The sequence below is a fragment of the Arthrobacter sp. KBS0703 genome (assembly GCF_002008315.2).
Classification (GTDB): Bacteria; Actinomycetota; Actinomycetes; order Actinomycetales; family Micrococcaceae; genus Arthrobacter.
This window is the reverse complement of record NZ_MVDG02000001.1, coordinates 2,469,555-2,492,676: the sequence shown is the minus strand read 5'-3', so window position 1 is coordinate 2,492,676 and position 23,122 is coordinate 2,469,555. Positions and strand designations below refer to the sequence as shown.

22 protein-coding genes, 3 pseudogenes and 1 riboswitch are annotated in these 23,122 nt (G+C 67.5%); of the genes and pseudogenes, 18 read left to right on the top strand and 7 right to left on the bottom strand.

The window, feature by feature from the left end; genetic code table 11:
- Positions 1 to 201: 201 nt before the first annotated feature.
- Complete coding sequence (locus B1A87_RS11775; protein ID WP_185982305.1) at positions 202 to 705, top strand: GNAT family N-acetyltransferase; 504 nt, start codon at positions 202 to 204, stop codon at positions 703 to 705.
- 89 nt (positions 706 to 794) lie between these two features.
- Complete coding sequence (locus B1A87_RS11770) at positions 795 to 1,181, top strand: RidA family protein (protein ID WP_078030025.1); 387 nt, start codon at positions 795 to 797, stop codon at positions 1,179 to 1,181.
- Here the strand turns inward: B1A87_RS11770 and B1A87_RS11765 are convergent.
- The 3 genes and pseudogenes from B1A87_RS11765 to B1A87_RS25010 all read right to left on the bottom strand — a co-directional run bounded on the left by B1A87_RS11765 (position 1,178) and on the right by B1A87_RS25010 (position 3,590).
- On the bottom strand, positions 1,178 to 1,840 hold the full coding sequence (locus tag B1A87_RS11765) for a response regulator (protein WP_078030199.1): 663 nt from the start codon (positions 1,838 to 1,840) through the stop codon (positions 1,178 to 1,180). The genes B1A87_RS11770 and B1A87_RS11765 overlap by 4 nt on opposite strands.
- Positions 1,841 to 2,023: 183 nt before the next feature.
- Positions 2,024 to 2,542: pseudogene (locus B1A87_RS25015) on the bottom strand (sensor histidine kinase); the annotation flags it as partial.
- A gap of 307 nt (positions 2,543 to 2,849) precedes the next feature.
- A complete protein-coding gene (locus B1A87_RS25010) occupies positions 2,850 to 3,590 on the bottom strand; it encodes a hypothetical protein (protein ID WP_395940247.1) in 741 nt (246 codons plus the stop codon).
- Between the two features lie 18 nt (positions 3,591 to 3,608).
- On the opposite strand from B1A87_RS25010, the gene B1A87_RS11755 reads away from it, so the two are divergent.
- From B1A87_RS11755 to B1A87_RS23860, 5 genes are all read left to right on the top strand, one after another.
- Complete coding sequence (locus B1A87_RS11755; RefSeq protein ID WP_395940246.1) at positions 3,609 to 5,252, top strand: CitMHS family transporter; 1,644 nt, start codon at positions 3,609 to 3,611, stop codon at positions 5,250 to 5,252.
- A 145-nt stretch (positions 5,253 to 5,397) separates the two neighbouring features.
- On the top strand, positions 5,398 to 5,694 hold the full coding sequence (gene gatC, locus B1A87_RS11750; RefSeq protein ID WP_056629433.1) for an Asp-tRNA(Asn)/Glu-tRNA(Gln) amidotransferase subunit GatC: 297 nt from the start codon (positions 5,398 to 5,400) through the stop codon (positions 5,692 to 5,694).
- Between the two features lie 6 nt (positions 5,695 to 5,700).
- Entirely contained in the window at positions 5,701 to 7,290 is a 1,590-nt protein-coding gene (gene gatA, locus B1A87_RS11745) for an Asp-tRNA(Asn)/Glu-tRNA(Gln) amidotransferase subunit GatA (protein WP_078030022.1), read from the top strand.
- Entirely contained in the window at positions 7,290 to 8,798 is a 1,509-nt protein-coding gene (gatB, locus tag B1A87_RS11740; protein WP_078030021.1) for an Asp-tRNA(Asn)/Glu-tRNA(Gln) amidotransferase subunit GatB, read from the top strand. The genes gatA and gatB overlap by 1 nt, the downstream gene beginning before the upstream one ends.
- 174 nt (positions 8,799 to 8,972) lie before the next feature.
- Entirely contained in the window at positions 8,973 to 9,128 is a 156-nt protein-coding gene (locus tag B1A87_RS23860; RefSeq protein WP_260680804.1) for a hypothetical protein, read from the top strand.
- Here the strand turns inward: B1A87_RS23860 and B1A87_RS23855 are convergent.
- The gene (locus B1A87_RS23855) at positions 9,105 to 9,236 is read right to left on the bottom strand and encodes a hypothetical protein (protein ID WP_260680803.1); all 132 of its coding nucleotides are present in this window, start codon (positions 9,234 to 9,236) and stop codon (positions 9,105 to 9,107) included. The two genes, B1A87_RS23860 and B1A87_RS23855, sit on opposite strands and share 24 nt — an antisense overlap.
- Before the next feature lie 9 nt (positions 9,237 to 9,245).
- Between B1A87_RS23855 and B1A87_RS23850 the strand changes: the two genes are divergently transcribed.
- The gene (locus B1A87_RS23850) at positions 9,246 to 9,608 is read left to right on the top strand and encodes a DUF5666 domain-containing protein (protein ID WP_260680802.1); all 363 of its coding nucleotides are present in this window, start codon (positions 9,246 to 9,248) and stop codon (positions 9,606 to 9,608) included.
- On the opposite strand, the gene B1A87_RS11730 is transcribed toward B1A87_RS23850, so the two are convergent.
- Positions 9,605 to 10,513 (bottom strand): LysR family transcriptional regulator, encoded by a 909-nt coding sequence (locus tag B1A87_RS11730; protein WP_078030198.1) that lies wholly within the window; start codon positions 10,511 to 10,513, stop codon positions 9,605 to 9,607. The genes B1A87_RS23850 and B1A87_RS11730 overlap by 4 nt on opposite strands.
- A gap of 151 nt (positions 10,514 to 10,664) precedes the next feature.
- On the opposite strand from B1A87_RS11730, the gene tdh reads away from it, so the two are divergent.
- From tdh to B1A87_RS11705, 5 genes and pseudogenes are all read left to right on the top strand, one after another.
- Entirely contained in the window at positions 10,665 to 11,711 is a 1,047-nt protein-coding gene (gene tdh / locus B1A87_RS11725; RefSeq protein WP_078030019.1) for an L-threonine 3-dehydrogenase, read from the top strand.
- Positions 11,712 to 11,785: 74 nt separating this feature from the next.
- Positions 11,786 to 12,982, top strand: coding sequence for a glycine C-acetyltransferase (locus B1A87_RS11720; protein WP_078030018.1), 1,197 nt, complete (start codon positions 11,786 to 11,788; stop codon positions 12,980 to 12,982).
- A gap of 36 nt (positions 12,983 to 13,018) precedes the next feature.
- Positions 13,019 to 14,131 (top strand): FAD-binding oxidoreductase, encoded by a 1,113-nt coding sequence (locus B1A87_RS11715; protein ID WP_078030017.1) that lies wholly within the window; start codon positions 13,019 to 13,021, stop codon positions 14,129 to 14,131.
- A gap of 11 nt (positions 14,132 to 14,142) precedes the next feature.
- Positions 14,143 to 15,374 (top strand): annotated as a pseudogene (locus B1A87_RS11710) (amidohydrolase family protein).
- 113 nt (positions 15,375 to 15,487) lie between these two features.
- Positions 15,488 to 16,297: a DeoR/GlpR family DNA-binding transcription regulator gene (locus B1A87_RS11705; RefSeq protein ID WP_078030015.1), complete on the top strand. Its 810-nt coding sequence runs from the start codon at positions 15,488 to 15,490 to the stop codon at positions 16,295 to 16,297.
- Positions 16,298 to 16,357: 60 nt separating this feature from the next.
- Here B1A87_RS11705 and B1A87_RS11700 read toward each other — a convergent pair whose 3' ends face one another.
- Complete coding sequence (locus B1A87_RS11700; RefSeq protein WP_139362949.1) at positions 16,358 to 17,038, bottom strand: histidine phosphatase family protein; 681 nt, start codon at positions 17,036 to 17,038, stop codon at positions 16,358 to 16,360.
- A gap of 107 nt (positions 17,039 to 17,145) precedes the next feature.
- On the opposite strand from B1A87_RS11700, the gene B1A87_RS11695 reads away from it, so the two are divergent.
- The gene (locus B1A87_RS11695; RefSeq protein ID WP_078030013.1) at positions 17,146 to 17,925 is read left to right on the top strand and encodes a CPBP family intramembrane glutamic endopeptidase; all 780 of its coding nucleotides are present in this window, start codon (positions 17,146 to 17,148) and stop codon (positions 17,923 to 17,925) included.
- Positions 17,926 to 18,055: 130 nt separating this feature from the next.
- Here B1A87_RS11695 and B1A87_RS11690 read toward each other — a convergent pair whose 3' ends face one another.
- Positions 18,056 to 18,694, bottom strand: coding sequence for a VOC family protein (locus B1A87_RS11690; protein ID WP_078030012.1), 639 nt, complete (start codon positions 18,692 to 18,694; stop codon positions 18,056 to 18,058).
- Between the two features lie 160 nt (positions 18,695 to 18,854).
- On the opposite strand from B1A87_RS11690, the pseudogene B1A87_RS25005 reads away from it, so the two are divergent.
- The 4 genes and pseudogenes from B1A87_RS25005 to B1A87_RS11670 all read left to right on the top strand — a co-directional run.
- Positions 18,855 to 18,923: pseudogene (locus B1A87_RS25005) on the top strand (O-acetyl-L-homoserine sulfhydrolase); the annotation flags it as partial.
- A gap of 92 nt (positions 18,924 to 19,015) precedes the next feature.
- Positions 19,016 to 19,131: riboswitch (SAM riboswitch) on the top strand.
- Positions 19,132 to 19,143: 12 nt separating this feature from the next.
- Positions 19,144 to 20,256, top strand: a complete 1,113-nt coding sequence (locus B1A87_RS11680) for a homoserine O-acetyltransferase (RefSeq protein ID WP_185982304.1) — start codon at positions 19,144 to 19,146, stop codon at positions 20,254 to 20,256.
- Between the two features lie 194 nt (positions 20,257 to 20,450).
- Complete coding sequence (locus tag B1A87_RS11675; RefSeq protein WP_078030011.1) at positions 20,451 to 21,833, top strand: MFS transporter; 1,383 nt, start codon at positions 20,451 to 20,453, stop codon at positions 21,831 to 21,833.
- 109 nt (positions 21,834 to 21,942) lie between these two features.
- The gene (locus B1A87_RS11670) at positions 21,943 to 23,061 is read left to right on the top strand and encodes a zinc-dependent alcohol dehydrogenase family protein (RefSeq protein ID WP_078030010.1); all 1,119 of its coding nucleotides are present in this window, start codon (positions 21,943 to 21,945) and stop codon (positions 23,059 to 23,061) included.
- Positions 23,062 to 23,122: the final 61 nt, after the last annotated feature.

The window sequence follows — 23,122 nt, the reverse complement described above, 5'->3', positions numbered from 1 at the left end:
AATGATGTCCGGCAGCCAGGGTGCCTCGGCGAAATGCAGCCATAGTCGGACGCCAGTTTTTCGATGACGGCAGGGTCGGGCAGACCCGCCTCAATTGCGGCGGTACGAGCGCCCCAACCGGAAACGGGTGCGAGTGATAGTTCAATCACGGAAACAGCTGTTTCGCGCTGCCCATCCGGGCGCTGGAACTAGCATTGACTGGTGCAGCCGCAGATCATTGTCCGTCCAGCAGTCCCCGCCGATTACGAGGCAATAGCCCGGATCACCCGCGATTCCTATTTGGCGGCGGGATATTTCGACAACGCCGACCACCCCTATATGAAGCAGATCCAGGACGTGGCCAGGCGGGCGGAACAGGCCACCATCTGGGTGGCCGAACGGGACGGCCGGATTGTGGGGTCCGTGACGCTGGCTGTAGCCGGCGAGCCGTATGCGGACATTGCCCTGGGCGACGAACTCGAATTCCGCATGCTCGTGGTGGACCCTGCCGTGCAGCGCAGCGGCGCCGGGCTGGCGCTGGTGGAGGCGATCATCGCGCACGCCAGGTCGCTGGACGGCATCAGCGCCGTGGCCCTGACCACCGGCGGGACATGGGAGAGCGCCCACGGCCTGTACCGGAAGACCGGCTTCCGGCGGGTCCCCGAGCGTGACTGGTTCGTGCCGGACACCGACATAAAGCTGCTGGTTTTCCGGCTGGACGTCTAGCCGACCTAGAGTGGTGCCGACTCATTCCCCCGGCCCATTCCCCGGCTGCCAAGCGCCGGCCGGCGTGCGGCCCCAGTGAAAGGCGCACCATGCGCAAGACATTCGGCACCGGTTCCGTCTGGGAACAGACCCTTGGGTATTCCCGCGCAGTCCAGGTGGACAACACCCTGTACATTTCCGCCACCGCCGCCAGCGGTGAGGACGGCATCGTCGGCAACGACTTCTACGAACAGACCAAGTACATCCTCGAGAAGCTGGAAACCGTCCTGGCCGACGCCGGCTTCGCTTTCGCCGACGTCGTGCAGTCCAAGCTATACCTGACGGACATCACCAAGTGGGAGGACGCCGGCCGCGCCCACGGCGAGGTGTTCGGGGAGATCCGCCCCACGCTGTCACTCGTGCACGTGCTGCCGTTCCTGGACCCCAAGATGCTTGTGGAGATCGAACTCGTCGCCCAGAAGAGCGCCAGCTCTTAGGAGGCCGGGAGGCCGTAGCGGTGTTCGGGCCGGCCCGTGGTTCCGTAGCGGAGCTGGATCTCGACGGCGCCGTCGTCCGCCAGCGAGGACAGGTACCGCTGCGCGGTGGCGCGCGAGACGCCCACCCGCGCGGCGACGTCGTTCGCTGAGTACTGCTCGCCGGGCAGAAGGGATTCCAGCACCGCCGCTTCCGTGGCGGAACGCGGCCTGGCCGACGGCGAGACGTCGCCGGGGATGAGGGCCCGTTTGGCGCGCTCCACGGTGTCCTGGTCCAGCGACCCCGGCTGGGCCAGGATCCGCCGGTACCTGGCATAGGACCGCAGCTGCTGGGACAGGGATTCCGCGGTGAACGGCTTCAGCAAGTACCCCAGGGCGCCGCGTCGGAACGCCGTCCGCAGCGAGGCGGCGTCGGAGGCCGCGCTCAGGATCATGGTGTCCACGTCCAGCTGGTGCAGCAGGTCCAGGCCGGAGGCGTCCGGCAGATATACATCCAGCAGGACCAGGTCCGGCCGAAGGCTATGGATGGACTGCAGGGCGAGCGACGCCGAACCCGCCGGCGGCAGGGCCAGGAACCCCGCCACCGAGTCGACGTAGGCGGCGTGGAGTTTGGCCACGTGGAAATCGTCGTCCACAATCAGCACCCTGAAATCCTCAGACATCATCGTCCCATCCTCGTTGTCGCTCAGTCTTTCCGCGCCGTGGTGGTGCCCGGCAGCATGGCCATGAAAACGGCGCCCGGCCCGCCCGCGCTGCCGGGCTCCAGCACCTGACGTCGCCGCCGCGGCGCGCGCGAGCTGCCGCGCGAGGGCCAGCCCCAAGCCGTGGCCCCCTGCCGAGCGGGCGGGTCCGCCCGCCGAGCGGACCGGGCCGGCCGCCGTCGTGAATCCTTCGGCGAACACGGACTCCAGGTCAGCGGCGTCAGGCAGCCCGTCGCCGGAATCGGCGACGACGATATGCAGCGTCCCGCCGTCGTCCGTCGGTTCGTCGAGCAGTTCCAGCTCCACCCAGCGTTCGCCGCCCGAGCCGGCCACCGCCGCGTTGACGGCGTTGTCGATCAGGTTTCCGAGGACCGTGGTGACGTCCTGCGGATCGGTCACCTGGCCCCGCACCAGGGTCTCGGGACCGATGCGCAGGGTGACGCCGCGTTCGTCGGCCTCCACCCCCTTGGCCCCGATGAACGCCTGGAGATACGGGTCCTGGAGCAGTTCGGCCTGGTCCACCGGGAACTTCAGCGGCCCGGTGGCGGCGAGCCGCGCCAGGTAATCCCGCGCCTGCTGGTGCTGGCCGATGCTCATGAACCCCGCAATCGTGTGCAGCTGGTTGGCGAACTCGTGCCGCTGCGCCCGCAGGGCCGTGGACATGGTGCCGACGGCGTCGAGCTGGCGCGTCAGCTGCTGCAGCTCGGTGCGGTCGCGCAGCATGACCACCCAGCCAAGGTCCTCCTGCCGGTGCAGTGCCTTACGGGCGCTCGCCACCAGGACCTGGCCGCCGGCGATCAGCTCCACTGCTTCGCCTTCCCTGGCGTCAGGCTGCGTGAGCGCCTTGAGCTGGGGCGGGACCGGCGCGGCACGCCAGAGGCTTCCGGACAGGTCGGGCTGGCCCAGGAGCCGCTGGGCCGCGGCGTTGAAGACGCTGATGCGGCCTTCCGCGGAGATGCCCACCACGCCCTCATCCACGCCCTCGAGCACGGCCACCTGGTCGTGGACCAGGGTGCTGATTTCCTCGGGTTCCAGGCCCAGGGTGAGGCGCTGCAGCCTGCGCCGGAGCAGGAACGAGGCCAGGACGCCCGCCAGGAGTGAGCCGGCCGCCGTCAGCACGATGGGCCCGATGTCCCGGCCCAGGCTCTGGCCGATGGACTCGGTGGAATAGCCGACGCTCACCTCGCCCACCACGGCGGGGACGCCCCGCCGGAACCGGGCCGGCGCCGGTGCCGGGCGCGAAGACCGGCACCTTTGCCCCGGCCGACGGCCCCAGCGTTCCCGTGTTGCGGGTGGTGACTTCGCGGCCGGCCAGCGCCTCGGACGGATCCGTGCTGACCCGCTCGCCCAGCCGCTCGGCGTCGGGATGGGCCAGCCGGAGTCCCGTTTCGTCGGTGATCACCACGAAGAGGGCGCCGGTGCGCGTGCGTGCCCCTCGGCGGCCGCCATCAGCGGGCCGGCCAGCAGTTCGGCCCGCGGGGGTGCCGGGCTGCCGGCTGATGGCCTGCACCTCGGCCCGCACGGACGGGTCCGAAGCCACCGTCCGGGCGAGCGTCAGCGCCTGGTTTTCGGCCTCCCGGCCCAGTCGTTCATACGTGAGCCACGCGTGCACGGCGCCGCTCAGCAGCACCACGAGCAGCACCACGCCGAGCTGCAGCAGCAGCGTCTGCGTGGAGAACCTGAGCGGCAGCCTGCGGGCGGGGCTCGTCATGGGACTCCTTGGGCGGACATGGGCGGGGCTGTGTGCAGACCGCCGGCGGGGCGTGAGCAGAATGCGCAAAATGCTCCCAATAAGCAGTATGCCAATCAATTGAGCCAAAGGCACTGCCGTGACCCGCGCCACTCTAACGTCTGTAGTGCGCATCACATCGAGGTGGTGCCACTCATCAAGAAGGAGCCGGCTGTGCTGGTATTACTTGGATTCGCCATGATCGCGGTATTCATGGTGCTGATCATGACGAAGAAGTTGACGCCAGTGCTGGCGCTGATCATTGTCCCCACCGTTTTCGGTCTTTTCGCAGGCGCAGGCCTCGGCATCGGGGACATGGTGATGGACTCGATGAAGTCCATGACCTCCACCGCTGCGCTGCTGATGTTCGCCATCATCTACTTCGGCCTGATGATCGACGTCGGGCTGTTCGACCCGCTGGTCCGGTTCATCCTGCGCAAGCTCGGCAATGATCCCGCGAAGGTGGTCCTCGGCACCGCAATCCTGGCGGCCGCCGTATCCCTGGACGGCGACGGCTCCACCACCTTCATCCTCACCACGGCGGCCATGCTGCCAATCTACCTCCGGCTGAAGATGAGCCCCGTGGTCCTCACCTGCGTGGCCGGCCTGGCCAACGGCACCATGAACATCCTGCCGTGGGGCGGCCCCACCGCCCGCGCCGCCAGCGCCCTCAAACTCGACGTCAACGACGTCTTCGTTCCCATGATCCCGTCGCTGATTGCCGGCCTGGTTGTCGTCCTCGTGTTCTCCTGGCTGCTCGGCCTCCAGGAACGCAACCGCCTCCGCGCCACGGCGCCGGAAATCTGGTCCGTGCCGGACACCGCCGAAGCGTTCGACGGCGGAACCCCCGCCGGCGGTTCGGGAACCGGCCCTGGCCGCAAGGGCACCGGAACCGCACCTGTTCCCGCAACGGGAGGCCCCGCCGTCGGCGGCTCCTCCGTGGCCGTCCTGGAACGCACCGAGACACTCGCGGACGGCGACGCCGGCCTGACGGACACCGCACTGGACCCCAACCGCAAGACGCTCCGGCCCAAACTGCAGTGGTTCAACCTGGGCCTCACCGTCGCCGTGATGGTCATGCTGGTGGCCGACCTCGTGCCCCTGCCGTTCGTCTTCATGGTGGGCTCCGCCATCGCCCTGCTGGTGAACTTCCCCAAGGTCAAGGACCAGGGCGCCCAGCTCGTGGCCCACGCACCGTCCATCGTTGCCGTGGTCAGCATGGTCATGGCCGCCGCCGTCCTGACCGGCGTGCTCAAGGGCACCGGCATGGTCGAGGCCATGTCAGCCTGGCTCGTGGCCATCATCCCCTCCGACATGGGCCCGTTCATGGCCGTCATCACCGGCGTCCTCAGCATCCCGATGACGTTCTTCATGAGCAACGACGCCTTCTACTTCGGCGTACTGCCCGTCCTGAGCGAGACCGCCGCACACTACGGAGTCAGCGCAGCCGAAATGGCCCGGGCCTCCATCACAGGCCAGCCGTTCCACCTGCAGAGCCCGCTGGTTCCGGCCATCCTGCTGCTCGTTTCGCTCGCCAAGGTGGACCTCGGCGACCACCACAAGAAGGTGCTGTGGCGGACCGCCGTCATCTCCCTCGTGATGCTCGGCGTAGGAATGCTGACCGGAGCCATCGGCATCGGCTAGCCAGCCAACCACCCGCACCAAGCAACGCGGGGTCACTTACGGCCCATTCCGGAGCTCCGGATGGGCCGTAAGTGACCCCGCGTTGTTCGTCGTCCAACCCACGTAGACTGGTTCGGAAAACAATCCGAACTTGCAGGGGAGATCCATGGCTGCGATCAACCGTGACGACGTCGCGCATCTCGCGCGGCTCGCTCACATTGAGATGAGTGCTGAAGAGCTGGACAGGATGGCCGGCGAGCTTGCCGTCATCGTGGATGCGGTGAAATCCGTAAGTGAAGCCGCAGGTGACGATGTCCCTGCCACCTCGCACCCGATTCCGCTCAGCAACGTGTTCCGCGAAGACGTGGTGGGCCACACCTTCACCGCCGAGCAGGCACTGTCCGGTGCCCCGGATTCCGATGAGAACCGTTTCAAGGTCCCGGCCATCCTGGATGAGGCATAAGACACAATGACTGACACCAACAGCAACCAGCTCATCCGCCTCTCCGCAGCCCAGCTGGCCGAGAAGCTCGCCGCCCGCGAAATCACCTCCGTCGAGGTTGTCCAGGCGCACCTGGACCGCATCGCCGCAGTGGACGGCGGGGACCGCGGCGTGCACGCGTTCCTGCACGTCAACGCGGAAGAAGCGCTCGCCGTCGCCGCTGAGGTAGACGCCATCCGCGCCGCCGGCGGACCTGCCGCCGAGGAGCTGCACGAGCTCGCCGGCGTGCCGATCGCCGTCAAGGACCTCATCGTCACGGTCGGCCAGCCCACCACCGCCGGGTCCAAGATCCTCGAGGGCTGGCACAGCCCGTACGACGCCACCGTGGTGCAGAGGCTGCGCGCCGCGAAGATGCCCATCCTGGGCAAGACCAACCTGGACGAATTCGCCATGGGCTCCTCCACGGAGCACTCCGCCTACGGCCCCACCCGCAACCCGTGGGACCTGGACCGGATCCCCGGCGGCTCCGGCGGCGGCTCGGCTGCCGCCGTCGCCGCTTTTGAGGCGCCGCTGGCCCTCGGCACGGACACCGGCGGATCCATCCGCCAGCCCGGCGCGGTCACCGGCACCGTGGGCGTCAAGCCCACCTACGGCAGCGTGTCCCGCTACGGCGCCATTGCGATGGCCTCGTCGCTGGACCAGATCGGCCCGGTCTCACGCACCGTGCTGGACTCGGCCCTCCTGCACCAGGTGATCGGCGGCCACGATCCGTTCGATTCCACCTCCCTGCCGGACCCGCTCGGCGACCTCGTGGCCGCGGCACGGCTCGGCAACGTGGACGGCATGAAGATCGGCATCGTCAAGGAACTCCACGGCGAGGGCTACCAGGCCGGCGTGGAGAACCGCTTCAACGAGTCACTCGAGCTGCTCAAGGAAGCCGGCGCGGAAATCGTTGAGGTGTCCTGCCCCAACTTCCAGTACGCCCTGGGCGCCTACTACCTGATCATGCCGTCCGAGGCCTCCTCCAACCTGGCCAAGTTCGACGGCGTCCGGTACGGCCTGCGCGTCCTCCCGGAGGACCCGCCGCTGACCATCGAACGCGTCATGGGCGCCACCCGCGCCGCCGGCTTCGGCGACGAAGTCAAGCGCCGCATCATCCTCGGCACCTATGCGCTGTCCGCGGGCTACTACGACGCCTACTACGGTTCCGCGCAGAAGGTCCGTACCCTGATCCAGCGCGACTTCGACGCCGCCTTCGCCAAGGCCGACGTCCTGATTTCCCCGACGGCCCCCACCACGGCCTTCAAGCTGGGCGAGAAGCTCGACGACCCCCTGGCCATGTACCTCAACGACGTCGCCACCATCCCGGCCAACATGGCCGGCGTTCCCGGCCTGTCGCTGCCGGGCGGCCTGGCCGATGAGGACGGACTGCCCGTGGGCATCCAGCTCCTGGCGCCCGCCCGCGAGGACGCCCGCCTGTACCGCGTGGGCGCCGTCCTGGAATCGCTGCTGGAGGCGAAGTGGGGCGGCCCGCTCCTGGACCGTGCCCCGGAACTGGCCGCCTCACCGGTGGCCAAGCCTGTCGAGACCCTTGTCGACGCCCAGGAGGCAAAATAATGAGCACTGACGCAACCCTGACCTTCGAAGAGGCCATGGAGAAGTACGATCCCGTCCTGGGGTTCGAGGTCCACGTTGAGCTGAACACCAAGACCAAGATGTTCTCCTCCGCGCCGAACGTCTTCGGCGACGAGCCGAACACCAACGTCAACGAGGTGGACCTCGGCATGCCCGGCGTCCTGCCGGTGCTGAACAAGACGGCCGTGGAATCGTCCATCAAGATCGGCCTGGCGCTGAACTGCAAGATCGCAGAGGCCTGCCGCTTCGCCCGGAAGAACTACTTCTACCCGGACACCCCGAAGAACTTCCAGACGTCCCAATACGACGAACCCATCGCGTATGACGGCTACCTGGACATCGAGCTCTCCGACGGCACTGTGTTCCGCGTCGAGATCGAACGCGCGCACATGGAAGAGGATGCCGGCAAGCTGACCCACCTCGGTGGCTCGGCCGGCCGCATCCAGGGCGCCGACTACTCGCTGGTGGACTACAACCGCGCCGGCGTTCCGCTGGTTGAGATCGTCACCAAGCCGATCGAGGGTGCCGGTTCCCGCGCCCCCGAACTGGCGAAGGCGTACGTGGCCGCGGTGCGGGAAATCGTCAAGAACCTCGGCGTGTCCGACGCCAAGATGGAGCGCGGCAACGTCCGCTGCGACGCCAATGTCTCGCTGCGCCCGCACGGCCGCGAACGCTTCGGCATCCGGTCCGAGACGAAGAACGTGAACTCGCTGCGCGCCGTCGAGCACGCCGTCCGTTACGAGATCCAGCGGCACGCCGCCGTCCTGGACTCCGGTGAGCCGGTCATCCAGGAAACGCGCCACTGGCACGAGGACACGCGCACGACGACGTCTGGCCGGGCAAAGTCCGACGCCGACGACTACCGCTACTTCCCGGAGCCCGACCTCGTTCCCGTGGTCGCCTCACGCGAATGGGTGGAGGAACTGCGCGCCACGCTGCCCGAACCGCCGGCTGCCCGCCGCAAGCGGCTCCAGGCCGACTGGGGCTACTCGGATCTTGAGTTCCGCGACGTCGTCAATGCCGGCGTCATGGACGAGATCGAAGAGACCATCGCCGCCGGTGCCACGGCTTCCGTGGCCCGCAAATGGTGGATGGGCGAGATCGTCGGCCGCGCCAAGAACGCCGACGTCGACCCCGGCCAGCTGGGCGTCTCACCGGCCACCATCGTTGAGCTGAGCAAGATGGTGGAAGACGGCAAGATCAACAACAAGATGGCCACCGAGGTGCTGGACGGCGTGCTCGCCGGCGAAGGCACGCCCGCCGAGATCGTCGAAAAGCGCGGCCTCGCCGTGGTTTCCGACGACGGCCCCCTGCTGGAAGCCATCGACGCTGCGCTGGCCGCACAGCCCGACGTCGCGGACAAGATCCGCGCCGGCAAGTTGCAGGCCATCGGCGCGATCGTCGGCGGTGTCATGAAGGCAACCCGCGGCCAGGCCGACGCCGGCCGCGTCAAGGAGCTGATCCTGGAGAAGCTGGGCGTCAGCGCCTGACGCATGCGTTTTAACCCAACTGGGTCGCAGTTAACGCCGTTCTGAACGCTCAGAACCGCGCGAGCTGCGACCCAGTTGGGTTAACAGCCGCGTTCCATGTTCTCCATAAGGTCCGGGCCCTAAACTGCGGGTTCAGGGCGCCGGAGTCCCGCCGGTGCGGCGGAAGGACATGCCATGCCGGTCAAGGATCCAGGCAAACGACGCAGCACCGCGCTGGCGGTGGCCATCGTCTTCGCGCTCAGTGGAGCGGGGGTGGCCGTCGCATGGGCCGCCAGTGAACCCGGAGCACAGGCCCGGGACTGTCTCTTATACACATCTAGATGTGTATAAGAGACACCGCCGCAGCTGGCACCGCCGCAGGCCGCGGCGACGCCGTCGCCCTCGGCGCCGGGCAGTTCCGACAAATCCCAAGGCAAGGTCAAGGCGCGTGAACTTCACGGCGAAAGCGTGGTGAAGAAGGCCGACGGCAGCTTTGAAAAGCGGTTGACGCAAACCGGCACTGTGGAATCCGTGAGCGACAAGGCCATCACGGTCAAGAGCGAGGACGGATTCAGCCAGGAGTATGTGATCAACGCCGGGACGCGGATCGGGAAAGCGCCAAAGCCTGCGGCAGCCGCCCCCGCGGACCTCAAGCAGGGGGACACCGTGCGCGTCAGGGGCATCCGGGACGGCTCCTCGGTCACGGCAACGGTGATCGTTGAGGGCGCCGCCAACGGAAAGGGACTCGGCCAGGGTCTGGGCAAGAAACCCGGCCACGGACTGGGCCGGAGTAACGGCCAGGGCAAGGGACTCGGCCAGGGCCAGGGTTAATCGTGGGCGAGGCGGGCCATGATGTCCTGCAGGGCCTCGCAGACCACCAGGACCGATGCGCGTTTGAGGTTTTCCGGCCGGGCCAGGATGTCGATCCGGCGTCGCGTGCTGATGCCCTTCAACGGGCGCAGCACGATGTCCGGGTTCAGCACGGGCCGCGCCGTGTGCCGCGGCAGCAGCCCGATCACCCCTCCCGCCGCCACCAGGGCGGCCACCGTGGAGTAGTCGTTGATCCGGTGGACGATATTCAGCTCCCGGCTGGAGACGGCGGCGACGGCGGACAGCACGTCGGCAGGGGAGTAGCCGGTGCGGCTGGTCACCCACGGTTCGCCGACGACGTCGTCCGCTTCCAGCGTTGCCTGGGCCGCCAGCCGGTGGCCGGCCGGAAGCGCGACGTCGAGTGGCTCATGCGCCAGCGGGATCACCGCCACCCGTTCCTCCGGCCAGCGCGGGCTGTGATCCATCCGGTGCGCGATCACTAAGTCGTAGCGGGCCGTCAGTGCGGGGAAGTCCTGCTGCGCCACGTCCTCGTCGGAGAGCAGCACCTTCGGCTTGTCCGGCCCGTCCAAGAGCCGCGCCAGCGGCGCGAAGAGCGCCTGCCCGGCACTGTGGAACCCGCTCACGGTCACGGGAGCCACGGTCGAGCCGTGGTAGGCGCCGATGGCCATGCGGGCCTCCGCCATGGCACTGACCACGGCGGCACCGGCGTCCGCAAGCACCTGGCCGGCCTCCGTGAGCACCAGGTTCCGGCCCTCCTTGCGCGTCAGCGGAACCTCGACGCTCTTCTGCAGCTGGGCCAGCTGCTGTGACACGGCGGACGGCGTGACGAGCAGGGTTTCGGCCACGGCCTTGACGCTTCCGAGCGCGCCGAGTTCGCGCAGCATCTCAAGCTGGTGGATTTCCATGGCCACCATCTTATGCCTTAGCAATTGCTAAATCGTCGATTGAGAAAATTCCCCTTGTGCTAATGCGTTGGAGTGGCTCTAATGAAGGGAGATTCCCCCGCATGATGCTGCCAAATGATGCTGCCGCTCATGCCGAAAAGTTAGGAAGCCAATGAAGGCCCTCTACAAGGCCGGCGCGCACGCCGGGTTCGAACTCGTCGACCGTCCCGAGCCCGAGGCGGGCCCCGGGGACGTCAAGATCCGCGTGATGACCACGGGCATCTGCGGCACGGACCTGCACATCCAGTCGTGGGATGCCTGGGCCCAGGGGATCATCCAGGCACCGCTGATCGCCGGCCACGAGTTCTATGGCGAGGTTGTGGAGACCGGCGAAGACGTCCGGGACGTCAAGGTGGGGGACCGCGTCTCGGGCGAGGGACACATCGTCTGCGGCATCTGCCGCAACTGCCGCGCCGGCCGCCGGCAGATGTGCATCCACACTGTGAGCGTTGGCGTGCAGCGGGACGGGGCGTTCGCCGAGTACGTGGTCATCCCGGAAACGAACGTCTGGGTGCACCAGGATCCCTCGGTCACCCCGGAGCTCGGCGCCATCTTCGATCCTTTCGGCAACGCCGTGCACACCGCGCTGAGCTTCCCGCTCGTGGGCGAGGACGTGCTGATCACCGGGGCCGGCCCGATCGGGCTCATGGCCATCGCCGTTGCCCGCCACGCCGGCGCACGCAAGATCGCCATCACCGACGTCTCGGCCCCCCGTCTGGAGCTGGCCCGCCAGCTCGGCGTGGACCTGGCCATCGACGTGTCCAAGACACGGGTCCGGGAAGCGCAGCGGGAACTGGGCCTCCGCGAGGGCTTCGACATCGGCCTGGAGATGTCCGGGCACCCCACGGCACTGCCGGAAATGATCGACAACATGAACCACGGGGGCCGGATCGCCATGCTGGGCCTGCCCAGCCAGTCCATCGAGATCGACTGGGGCAAGGTGGTCACGCACATGCTGACCCTGAAGGGCATCTACGGCCGCGAAATGTTCGAGACCTGGTACGCCATGAGCGCCATGCTGTCCTCCAACCCCGTCCTGCGCGCCAGCATCTCCGCCGTCGTGACGGACGTGCTGCCGGCCTCACAGTGGGAGAAGGGCTTCGAAATCGCCCGCGCCGGAGTCAGCGGCAAGGTTGTGCTCGACTGGTCTGGATTCTAGCCAGCGCCTGCCCGAAAACAGCACCTGACCCCCAGCCTCAAGAACCCTACCCTTTCCCAGCCGAGGAGCCCCCCATGTATTCAGCCATCAAGGACCAGCTGCGCAGCGAACTGGACGAGATCCGCGCCGCAGGCCTCTACAAGACCGAGCGCCACATCGACTCGCCGCAGGCAAGCCACATCACAGCGGGCCAGATCGGGCAGTCCGGCCAGCCCGTCCTGAACTTCTGCGCCAACAACTACCTGGGCCTCGCCGACCACCCGGACATCATCGCCGCGGCCAAGTCCGCCATGGATGAGCGCGGCTTCGGCATGGCCAGCGTCCGCTTCATCTGCGGCACCCAGGACCTGCACCTGGAGCTCGAAGCCCGCGTGTCGAAGTTCCTCGGCACCGAGGACACCATCCTGTTCTCCAGCTGCTTCGATGCCAACGGCGGCGTGTTCGAGTCCCTGTTCGGCCCGGAGGACGCTGTGATCTCCGATGCGCTGAACCACGCCTCGATCATCGACGGCATCCGGCTCTGCAAGGCCCAGCGGTTCCGCTATGCCAACCAGGACATGGCCGACCTCGAGGCCAAACTCGTCGAGGCAAAGGATGCCCGGCGCAAGATCATCGTCACGGACGGCGTCTTCTCCATGGACGGCTACCTCGCGCCGCTGGAGGCCATTTGCGACCTCGCCGACAAGCACGATGCCCTGGTGATGGTGGACGACTCGCACGCCGTGGGCTTCATGGGCGCCACCGGGGCCGGAACCCCGGAACACGCCGGCGTGTCCTCCCGCGTGGACATCTACACCGGAACGTTCGGCAAGGCCCTTGGCGGGGCGTCCGGCGGCTACGTTTCGGGCCGCAGCGAGGTGGTGGCCATGCTCCGCCAGAAGGCCCGCCCCTACCTCTTCTCCAACTCCCTCGCGCCTGCCATCGTGGCCGCGACCATCAAGGCCCTGGACCTCGTGGAGACCTCCGCAGAGCTGCGCGCGCGGTTGTTCCAGAACGCCGAACTGTTCCGCCGCCGGATGACCGAGGAAGGCTTCGAACTGCTCGACGGCGAACACGCGATCGTTCCGGTGATGTTTGGTGACGCCGTGATGGCCGCGAAGATCGCCGACCAGATGCTTCAGCACGGGGTCTTCGTCACGGCCTTCAGCTTCCCGGTGGTGCCGCGCGGTGCTGCCCGCATCCGCGTCCAGCTGTCCGCCGCGCACAGCGCCGACGACGTCGAAACGTGCGTCCAGGCGTTCGTCAAGAGCCGGAACGCGGTGGCCGGCTAGCCCTCGCCGCCACCGTACATCTGCAAGGATGGAGCCATGGCAGCAACTTACGACGTGGTGATTGTCGGCGGCGGGATCGCGGGCCTGTCCCTGGCTTCCGCGCTGGCCGGGCGGTGCAGCGTGGCGCTGGTGGAGGCGGAACAGCAGCTGGCGTACCACACCTCCGGACGCTCGGCCCGGCAGCTCATCCCCAGCTTTGGCCCGTCGGTGGTCCAGGAGCTCACCGTCCGCACGCTGGAACTGATGGCGGCGAGGGATGCCGTGCTTCCGGAACCCGTCCTGACGCCGCGGAGCTTCATGCTGATCGGCGACGAGGAAACCGTGCGGGCGGAAGCCAGCGGCCACATGCGGACCATCAGCCATGCGGAGGCCCTCGCGCAGTGCCCGGTCCTGGCACCGGAATCATTCACCGCTGCCGGCCTGGACACGGGTTCCTTCGGCTGCAACGCACCGGTCCTCCTCGAAGACCACCGGGCGCGGGCCGAGGCCGCCGGCGTGGACATCATCACCGGTGCCCGGGTCCATTCGGCGCAGCGGCTCGGAACGGGATGGCAGCTGGGCGCCGGTCAGGAAGCCTTTCAGGCCGGCGTCGTAGTCAACGCCGCCGGCGCCTGGGCGGACGACCTGGCAGTCATCAGCGGCGTCGAGAAGCTCGGGCTGCAGCCGTACCGGCGCACGGCGGCCATAGTCGCCGTCGAACATTCCCTTCCTGACGCGTGCCCCATGGTGGCCGCTGCTGACGACTCCTTCTACTTCCGCAGGGAAGGGGCCGACGTGCTGATTTCCCCGTCCGAACACGTGCCCAGCGGGGCCGGGGATGCGCGCCCGTTCCCCGGCGACGTGGAGCGGCTGATCACCCGGCTGAACACGGTGACTTCGCTCGGCATCGGCGCGGTCCGCACGGCCTGGACCGGCCTGCGCACCGAGGCCGCCGACGGCGTCCCGGTGGTGGGGTTCGACGCCGAGGCCCCCGGATTCTTCTGGCTCGCCGGCCAGGGCGGCTACGGATTCCAGACGTCGTCCGGGATCGCCGAGCTCGCTGCCGCCCAGATCCTCTCCGGGTCACAATATCCACCGGCTGAGGGCACCAGTCCGGAATCCCGGACAGCGGACGCGCTTGCCGCAACGCGCTGGTCCATCAGGCGCTGAAGAATGGGTTCATGACTACCCTCATCACCAACATCGGCGAGCTCATGACACAGGACCAGGAACACCGGGTCCTCCGGGATGCCGCGGTGGTGGTCGAGGGCGAGCGGATCGCCTGGATCGGGGCGGCGTCCGATGCCCCTGCCGCGGACGAGTCGGTGGACGCCGGCGGCCGGGCTCTGCTGCCCGGCTGGGTCGATTCGCACACCCACCTGATTTTTGCGGGTGATCGGACAGCGGAGTTTGAAGCCCGGATGGCAGGGCAGACCTACAGCGCCGGCGGCATCGCCGTCACTAACGGAGCCACCCGGAGCACCGGAGATTACGACCTCACCCGGCTCGCGATGGGCCGAGTGGCGGAGGCGGCCTCACAGGGAACCACCTACGTGGAGACCAAGACGGGGTACGGCCTGGACGTGGAGCAGGAGGCCAGGAGTGCCCGGATCGCCGCGGGCGTGGCCGACGAAGTGACCTATCTGGGCGCGCACCTGGTCCCCGCGGGAATGGACGCCGACGACTACACCGCCCTCGTCTGCGGCGCGATGCTGGATGCCGTGCGCCCTTTCGTGGCGTGGGCCGACGTGTTCTGTGAGCGCGGCGCCTTTTCCGAGGAGCAGTCCCGCCGGGTGCTGCAGGCCTGCCGCGATGCCGGGCTGGGACTGCGCGTCCACGGCAACCAGCTGGGCCACGGATCCGGTGTGCAGCTCGCCGTCGAGTTCGGCGCCGCGAGCGTGGACCACGTGAATTACCTGTCCGGGCAGGACATCGACGCGTTGGCTGCGAGCTGGTCCGGCTGGGATCTCGCCGCCGGCGCGGGGCGGCGGGGAACCGTGGCCACGTGCCTGCCCGCGTGCGACCTTTCCACCCGCCAGCCGCTGTCTCTTATACACATCTAGATGTGTATAAGAGACAGCTCCTGGACGCCGGCGTGGCCGTCGCGCTCGCCTCCAACTGCAACCCCGGGACGTCCTACACCAGCTCCATGGCGTTCTGCGTCACCACCGCCGTGCTGCAGATGCATCTGAGCGTCCACGAGGCCGTCCGCGCGGCGACGTACGGCGGCGCCCTGGCGCTCGGCCGTGAGTCCGGGAACGACGTCGACGGCGAACGCGCGGTGGGGTCGATCGCCATCGGGCACCGCGCGGACCTGCACCTGCTGAACGCGCCGTCGGCCACGCACCTGGCCTACCGTCCGGGCATGCCGCTGACACATGCCGTGTGGCGTGCCGGAGTGCGGGTACGGTAGGAACCCGGGCGGGCCGAAAGCCGGCCCGCGGATGACGGAAGATGATCGTTTGGCATCTGTTAGAATCAAGAAACGTCACTTTCCAGTGACTTTTGGTTTCCGGAGAGGCTAGCATGACCCGCACCGACCGACTGACGGCAATCCTGGATCTCCTTGCCGAAACCGGGCAGGTGGAGGTCGACGAAATCGTCACCCGGCTCGGCGTCTCTCCGGCCACCGCCCGGCGTGACCTCGACAGCCTTGCAGAGCGCCGTCTGCTGAGCCGGACCCGCGGCGGGGCCACCACCGGGGCCCTGGCGTACGACCTCCCCGGCCGGTACAACCGGGACGACCACGCGGCAGCCAAACAGCAGATTGCCCTGGCGGCCTCCGCCCTCATCGCTCCCGGCATGGTGATCGGACTCTGCGGGGGTACCACCAGCACCGCGCTGGCCCAGATCCTGGCAACCCGGGAGGACCTCAACTCGCCGTCCAACCAGCCGACGCTGACGGTGGTCACCAACGCCATCAACATCGCCTCGCAGCTGGCCGTGCGGCCCAACATCAAGGTCATGGTGACCGGCGGCGTCCTCAACCCGCGGTCCTACGAGCTGGTGGGGCCGTACACGGACATCATCATGCAGAAGGTGGTGCTGGACATCGCGTTCATCGGCGTCAACGGCATTGATGCAGAGGTGGGCCCCACCAACACCGGCGAGGGCGAGGCCTCCGTCAACGCTCTGCTGGCCAGCCGTGCCAGCGAGTCCTACGTCATCGCGGATTCGTCCAAGGTGGGCCGCCGCGCCTTCGCCACCATGGACGGCTACGAGTTCACCCGGCTGATCACCGATTCCGGCATTTCCGCGGCGGACAAGGCGGCCTTCGAAGCCCGGGGCACCGAGGTGATCGTGGCGCCCGAGACGCCGCGGACCAGGACGCTCTGACCGCGGGCCAGCGCTGAAGGCGGCCGCCAGAAGACCGGGGGCCCCTAAGACCGGCGGCCCCTAGAAGACCACGGGCGGCGCGTCGAGCACGGTCTCGTCCACGCGGCGCTCAACCCACTGGGTGAAGGGCTTGTCCAGTTCATACTTGCCGAGCTCGGTGCGGACCAGCATGCGGACCTCCGCGTTCTCCGGGTTGTTCAGCGACTCGAAGTATTCAACGGACCAGTGGAACCAGCGCATGCAGAACAGCCGCATGGTCAGCCCGTGCGTGACCAACAGGGTGTTGGGGGAGTAGCTGGGCTTTGACCAGTGGCGGTAGAGCGTCTCCATGAACGACGAAATGCGGTCATAGACGTCCGAACCGGATTCGCCTTCCCGGAACCGGTAGAAGAAGTGCCCGTAGGCGTTGCGCAGCTCCTTCTGGTCTTCGATGTCGCCGGAAATCTGGAAGTTGGCCCAGTCCTGCTCGCGGAGCCGGGGCTCTTCGATCACGCGTTCGGTGAGGGACCCCAGGTTCAGCGCCTCAAGGGTCTGGTACGCCCGCAGGTACGGCGAGACGTAGACGCTCACCTCGCGGCCGTCCAGTTCGCGCCGGATGCGCTCGCCGGCGGCCTTGGCCTGCTCCAGGCCCAGGTCCGTCAGCGGAATCCGGTAGTCGGGCACCCGGTTGTAGATGGAGGTGTCGGCGTTGGCGGCGGACTGGCCGTGCCGGATCATGATGATTTTCCCGGGCGCACTCATAGTTCCCCAGCATAGGGCCAGACTCCCGGCGCAGGGCCGGCCGCCCCCCATGAGGCGGGGCCGGACCCAAACAGGAAAGTACCAGCAACTGCAGGCAAGATAGGAGCATGTTGGTTCCTTCCCGCCGTCGGCTGCGCATTGAAGTCTGGATAGTCCTGGGGCTGTCCCTGGGGCAGTCGGCCGTGTATTCGGTGGTCCAGCTGCTGGACAAGATGACGCGCGCGCCCCTGGCCCAGGGCACGTCCACCCTGAACCGTTCGCAAAGCACGCGCGAATATTTCGACCTGACGTACCAGCTGCTGGACATCATCTTTGCCCTGGTGCCGGTCCTGCTCGTCATCTACTTCATGACGGAGCAGCGCCAGACGAAGGCAGGAGTGGGCTACGACTCCGGCTCGGCCTTCCAAAAGCTCGGCTTCAACTTTGCCCGCCCGGGACGGGACCTGCTGCAGGGCCTGGGCCTGGCAGCCCTGATCGGCGTCCCCTCGCTGGGTCTGTATGCAGCGGGGCGGGCCCTGGGCATCACGACGGCGATCATCCCCAGCGCCCTGGACGCCTACTGGTGGACCATCCCCGTGCTGATCCTCTCCGCCATGCGCCACGCCATTCTGGAGGAAGTCATTGTGGTGGGCTACCTTCTTGACCGTTTCGGCAAGTTCGGCTGGTCCACGCCGCTGGCCATTTTTGCGAGCTCCATGCTCCGCGGCAGCTACCACCTGTACCAGGGGTTCGGGCCGTTCATCGGGAATGCCGTCATGGGCGTGGTGTTTGCCTGGATCTACACCAAAACCCGCCGGGTGATGCCGCTCGTCATTGCCCACGCGCTGCTGGACATCGTGGCATTCGTCGGATTCAGCCTCTTCGGCAAGGCCGTGGGCTTGGGATGAAAGTAATTCGGCCGCCATCGGTGGGTGACGTCGTTGGCACCCGCTGATGGCGGCCGAAGCGTAGGGGCAGCATGCTGCCGGGCCCGGCCACGCTGCCGGAGCCGGCGTGCTGCCGGAGGTGAAGAGGACGTCAGATGGTGACGGCGCCCGCTGCGGTTTCGAAGGTGACGGACAGGATCCCCGGCGTTCCGTGCGGAGCCACCCAATTGACGGCGACATCCTCCAGGGGCTTTTCGACCGGCTCGCCGAGCCACTCGGTGACCCGTTCAGCGGACCCGGCGATGGTGAGGCTGGACATCTTGACGTTGCTGTCATAGGCGTTGGACGGGTGAAGGGAAGGATCGCCCTCCCACTTGAGCATGTACGGAACCTGCGGATCGGCGATGAGTCCGAGGATGCCGATCTGCTTCCATACCAGCTCGCGGCCGTCCGGGAATTTGCGGTTGCCGTTGACGGCGGCCCGCCCCAGTCGCGTCTCGAACGGGGCGAGGTCGTCCACTTCGACGCACCAGCCCATCCAGCCGCCGCCGGCAGCGGACCGGGCACGGACAGCCTGCCCGAAGGGGGCCTTGTCCGACGCCGGGTGGTCCAGCACTTCCACAACTTCCAAATACTTGTGCCCCGCGAGCGGGATAATCATGTTCCGGGTCCCAAACCGGGGATGCACTCCGCCCTTCACGGCTTCGACGCCGAGGGCAGAGGAGATACGTTCGGTGGTGGCAGCCAGGCCATCGTGTTCACAGGCGTAAGAGACGTGATCCATGCGCATGCCATCATCTTGGCATTTTGTGACGGGGCTCTCAGCTAAGGGGATCCTAACCGTGGTGGGATGTCCGGATTTCGACGAAGTTCGTCATAATGCCAGGCGCGTTCAGTGGGTACTGACCGCGTCGTGGCCAGCCCCAGCCTGTACCGCGGCACGTATAACCGGCCTCGAGCACATCGATGACATCCTGGCCGATCTCGACGCCGGATTCCGGGCGGCCAAGGGCGCCTAAGGTGTGCACTCCCAAGGCCGCGGCGCGGCCGGGAGTCACACAACCGTCACAATCTTCGCGCAGGCGGCGACGTGTTTCGTAAACTTGGCCTAGGTCATGAGTGCCAGCAACAGCCCCGGCTTGCTGGCCGGCAACCCTCCTTCCGCGGCGGGGTGCCCCGGGTGAAGACCTGGCCTGCCGGTCAGTCGTCGGCAGGCAAGCGCGTAGAAGAGGTTTACCTATGACGATTTCCGTCACCCGCACCGAAGTCCCGGACGGCACTGTGCAATACGTCAACATCGGCAGCCTGGAGCTTGAAGCGGGCGGATTCCTTCCGGACGTGACCCTTGCCTACGAAACCTGGGGAACTCTGAACGAGGACGGCTCCAATGCCATCCTCGTCCAGCATGCCCTCACGGGGAGTACTCACGTCACGCGGGGGAGCGGAAATGAAGAAGGCTGGTGGGAGCAGCTGGCCGGCCCGGGTGCCCCGGCTGATACGGACCGGTTCTTCGTGGTGTCCATCAACATCGTCGGCGGCTGCTACGGATCCACGGGGCCGTCGTCGGCCGCGCCGGACGGCAAGCCGTGGGGATCACGCTTCCCGCTCGTGACGCTGCGGGATTCCACCGCGGCCGAGGCGCGGCTCGCGGACCAGCTGGGCATCAGCAGCTGGTTCGCGGTGCTGGGCGGTTCCATGGGCGGGGCCCGCGCCCTCGAGTGGGCCGTCACCTACCCGGAGCGCGTGCGCCGCTGCGGCGTTATAGCGGTAGGGGCCAACAGCACCGCCGAACAGATCGCCTTCGCCCAAGCGCAGACTCTCGCAATCAGGCAGGACCCCAACTTCAACGGCGGGGACTACTACGGCGGCCCGCTGCCCGAGGCGGGGCTGGCACTGGCCCGGCGGATCGCGCACATCACGTACCGTTCCGCCTACGAATTCGATTTCCGGTTCGGCAGGAACGCCCAGACCTCCGAGGCGCCGCTGGAGGCCGAATCCCTGGGGGTCCGCGGCCGGTACCAGGTGGAAAGCTACCTGGACCACCAGGGCAGCAAGCTTGTGCGGCGTTTTGATGCCAACAGCTATATCGCCATCACGGAAACACTGATGAGCCACGACATCTGCCGCGGGCGCGGAACCCTGAAGGAAACGCTGTCCAGGACCACCGCCGAGTTTTTCGTCGCCGCCGTCGACACGGACCGGCTGTACTTCCCGGCCCAGTCCCGCGAGCTCGCCGAAGCGCTGCCCGGCGACGTCGACGTCCATGTGATCGAGGCGCCGATCGGCCACGACGGCTTCCTCACAGACATCGGGCAGCTAAATGCCCAGCTGAGGGACCACTTCCTGGCTTAGCCGCCGCCGCACACGGCGGCGCCAGGCGCTGCCGGAATGTGCATTTATGCAGATGCGTTCTGCACTATTTGGCGTTGAGCTTGCAGCAATGGCAGACCATACTCGTTGGAACCGGCGGTTCGTGGTGCGCGTCACACACGTCCGCCACTGACTGGTCCCATGGGCGTCGAAGAAGACCCCGAAGGAGTTCACTAATGAGTACGGAAAACTCCGCCGCAAGGCGCGTAGAGGAAACCGATGTCAAGGCATCCGGCCTGAAAAAAGTCGTCACGGCCTCCATGGCGGGCACCGTTGTTGAGTGGTATGAGTTCTTTCTCTATGCCTCGGCGGCCACCCTGGTGTTCGGCAAGATGTTCTTCCCCAACTCCGGCACGGAGCTGGACGGCATCATTGCCGCGTTCGTCACGTACGCCGTCGGCTTCGTGGCGCGCCCGATCGGCGGCATCGTCTTTGGCCACTTCGGCGACAAGTTCGGCCGCAAACAGCTCCTGCAGCTGAGCATCGTCCTGGTGGGTATCTCCACCTTCCTGATGGGCTGCCTGCCGACCTTCGCACAGATCGGCTACTGGGCACCGGCCTTGCTGGTCTTCCTGCGCTTCGTCCAGGGCTTCGCCGTCGGCGGTGAATGGGGCGGCGCCGTCCTGCTCGTGGCCGAACACAGCCCGAGCAAATCGCGCGGATTCTGGTCCAGCTGGCCCCAGTCCGCCGTCCCGATGGGCAACCTGCTCGCCACCGGCGTACTGTTCACCCTCTCCTCCACGCTGTCGCAGGCCGACTTCCTCGGCTGGGGCTGGCGCGTCGCCTTCTGGCTGTCGGCCGTGATCGTCATCATCGGCTACTACATCCGGACCAAGGTCCAGGATGCCCCGATCTTCCTCGAGGCGCGCAAGGAAGTCACAGTCGAAAAGAAAGGCTACGGCGTCGCCGAAGTCTTCCGCCGGTACCCCCGCGGCGTCTTCACGGCCATGGGCCTGCGCTTTGCCGAGAACATCCTCTACTACCTCGTGGTGACCTTCTCCATCACCTACCTGAAGGTTGTGGTGCAGACTGACACGTCCCGGATCCTGTTGCTCCTGCTGGTGGCGCACTTCATCCACTTCTGCGCCGTGCCGATGGTCGGCAAGCTTTCCGACTCCCTCGGCCGCAAGCCGGTGTACATGGCAGGCGCCGTCCTTGGCGGAACCTGGGGCTTCTTCGCCTTCCCGATGATGGACACCAAGAACGACATGGTCATCCTCGCCGCCATCACCATCGGCCTGCTGTTCCACGCACTGATGTATGCGGGCCAGCCGTCCATCATGGCGGAAATGTTCCCCACCCGGATGCGCTACTCCGGCGTTTCCCTCGGCTACCAGGTGACGTCCATTGTGGCCGGCTCGCTGGCACCGATCATCGCCACGGCGCTGCTGGGCAGCTTCAAGTCCTCTGTTCCGGTGGCCCTGTACCTGCTGGCAGCCTGCGTCGTGACTGCTGTCTCGGTGTACTTCCTCAAGGAAACCCGCGGCATCTCGCTCCACGACGTTGACGCCGCCGATGCCCAGGGAACGGCCGATCTCCTCGCAGCCGGCAGGAAGTAAGCGCCCCGGCAAGAGGAACAGGCAACATCACCAGGCAGCTGCCCGGACCCGCGGCCAACGCGGGCCCGGGCAGCTGCGTGTCAGCCATTCACGCAAAGGCAGGATCCCCATGCGAGCAGCAATCCTCTATTCAACCGTCCCGTCCGGAACCAGGTACGCCGAGGCGCAGCCCCTCGTGGTGCAGGACCTGGACCGGCCCGAGCCCCGGGCCGGTGAGCTGGGCATCGACATCACCTACTCCAGCCTGTGCCACTCGGACCTCTCCGTGGTGGACGGCTCCCGGGTCCGGCCCCTCCCCATGGCGCTGGGGCACGAGGCCGTGGGGCGGGTCGCGGCCGTGGGGGAGGGCGTTGCGGACATTTCCGTCGGGGATCACGTGGTGCTGGTCTTCGTGCCCAGCTGCGGTGACTGCCGGGCCTGCAAGGCCGGCCGCCCCGCCCTCTGCCACCGGGCAGCGGAAGTCAACGGTTCCGGCGACCTGCTGCACGGTGAGGCGCTGCTGCGGACGCCGTCTGGCGAGCGGATCAACCACCACCTGGGCGTCTCCGCGTTTGCCGATTACGCCGTCGTGGCCCGGGAATCCGTGGTGGCCATTGACGACGACGTCCCGGACACCGTGGCGGCGATGTTCGGTTGCGCTGTGCTCACTGGCATGGGGGCCGTCCTCAATACCGCAGCGGTCGACGCCGGCCAGTCGGTTGCCGTCTTCGGGCTGGGTGCCGTGGGGCTCTCCGCCGTCATGGCGGCGTCGCTCGCCGGGGCCTCCGCAGTGATCGCCATCGACCCCAACACCGGCAAACACCAGCTGGCCCTCGACTGCGGCGCGACGGCGGTGGGCACCCCCGATGATGCCGCCCGGCTCATAGCGGAGGCCACCGGCGACGGCGTGGATGTTGCCATCGAGGCCGTGGGTTCGGCCGGTGTGATCGCATCGTGCCTGGAGCGGGTGACGAGGGGCGGAGCCGTGGTCTCGGTGGGCCTGCCCCACCCGTCCGCCGAGCTGACCGTCCCGGCGCTGCAGTTCGCGGGCGCGGGCAAGCGGCTGCTGGGCTCTTACATGGGCGACGCCGTTCCCGGGCGGGACATCCCGCTGTATCTGGGCTACTGGCGCGACGGCCGGCTGCCGGTCGAACTCCTGCACACGGACACCAGGCCGCTGGCCGAAATCAACGAGGGGCTGGACGCCCTTGCCTCCGGGCGCGTGGTCCGGCGGCTGTTCCGGGCGTGACGCCGTCCCGCCGTCGTTCTTGTGCTGCTGTTCAGCCGGTCACGCTGTTCAGCCGGCCAGC

Coding starts and splice junctions, on each gene's coding strand:
- B1A87_RS11770 (WP_078030025.1), top strand. CDS start 795: ATGCGCAAGACATTCGGCACCGGTTCCGTCTGGGAACAGACCCTTGGG.
- B1A87_RS11765 (WP_078030199.1), bottom strand. CDS start 1,840: ATGTCTGAGGATTTCAGGGTGCTGATTGTGGACGACGATTTCCACGTG.
- B1A87_RS25010 (WP_395940247.1), bottom strand. CDS start 3,590: ATGACGAGCCCCGCCCGCAGGCTGCCGCTCAGGTTCTCCACGCAGACG.
- B1A87_RS11755 (WP_395940246.1), top strand. CDS start 3,609: ATGGGCGGGGCTGTGTGCAGACCGCCGGCGGGGCGTGAGCAGAATGCG.
- gatC (WP_056629433.1), top strand. CDS start 5,398: ATGGCTGCGATCAACCGTGACGACGTCGCGCATCTCGCGCGGCTCGCT.
- gatA (WP_078030022.1), top strand. CDS start 5,701: ATGACTGACACCAACAGCAACCAGCTCATCCGCCTCTCCGCAGCCCAG.
- gatB (WP_078030021.1), top strand. CDS start 7,290: ATGAGCACTGACGCAACCCTGACCTTCGAAGAGGCCATGGAGAAGTAC.
- B1A87_RS23860 (WP_260680804.1), top strand. CDS start 8,973: ATGCCGGTCAAGGATCCAGGCAAACGACGCAGCACCGCGCTGGCGGTG.
- B1A87_RS11730 (WP_078030198.1), bottom strand. CDS start 10,513: ATGGAAATCCACCAGCTTGAGATGCTGCGCGAACTCGGCGCGCTCGGA.
- tdh (WP_078030019.1), top strand. CDS start 10,665: ATGAAGGCCCTCTACAAGGCCGGCGCGCACGCCGGGTTCGAACTCGTC.
- B1A87_RS11720 (WP_078030018.1), top strand. CDS start 11,786: ATGTATTCAGCCATCAAGGACCAGCTGCGCAGCGAACTGGACGAGATC.
- B1A87_RS11715 (WP_078030017.1), top strand. CDS start 13,019: ATGGCAGCAACTTACGACGTGGTGATTGTCGGCGGCGGGATCGCGGGC.
- B1A87_RS11705 (WP_078030015.1), top strand. CDS start 15,488: ATGACCCGCACCGACCGACTGACGGCAATCCTGGATCTCCTTGCCGAA.
- B1A87_RS11700 (WP_139362949.1), bottom strand. CDS start 17,038: ATGAGTGCGCCCGGGAAAATCATCATGATCCGGCACGGCCAGTCCGCC.
- B1A87_RS11695 (WP_078030013.1), top strand. CDS start 17,146: ATGTTGGTTCCTTCCCGCCGTCGGCTGCGCATTGAAGTCTGGATAGTC.
- B1A87_RS11690 (WP_078030012.1), bottom strand. CDS start 18,694: ATGCGCATGGATCACGTCTCTTACGCCTGTGAACACGATGGCCTGGCT.
- B1A87_RS11680 (WP_185982304.1), top strand. CDS start 19,144: ATGACGATTTCCGTCACCCGCACCGAAGTCCCGGACGGCACTGTGCAA.
- B1A87_RS11675 (WP_078030011.1), top strand. CDS start 20,451: ATGAGTACGGAAAACTCCGCCGCAAGGCGCGTAGAGGAAACCGATGTC.
- B1A87_RS11670 (WP_078030010.1), top strand. CDS start 21,943: ATGCGAGCAGCAATCCTCTATTCAACCGTCCCGTCCGGAACCAGGTAC.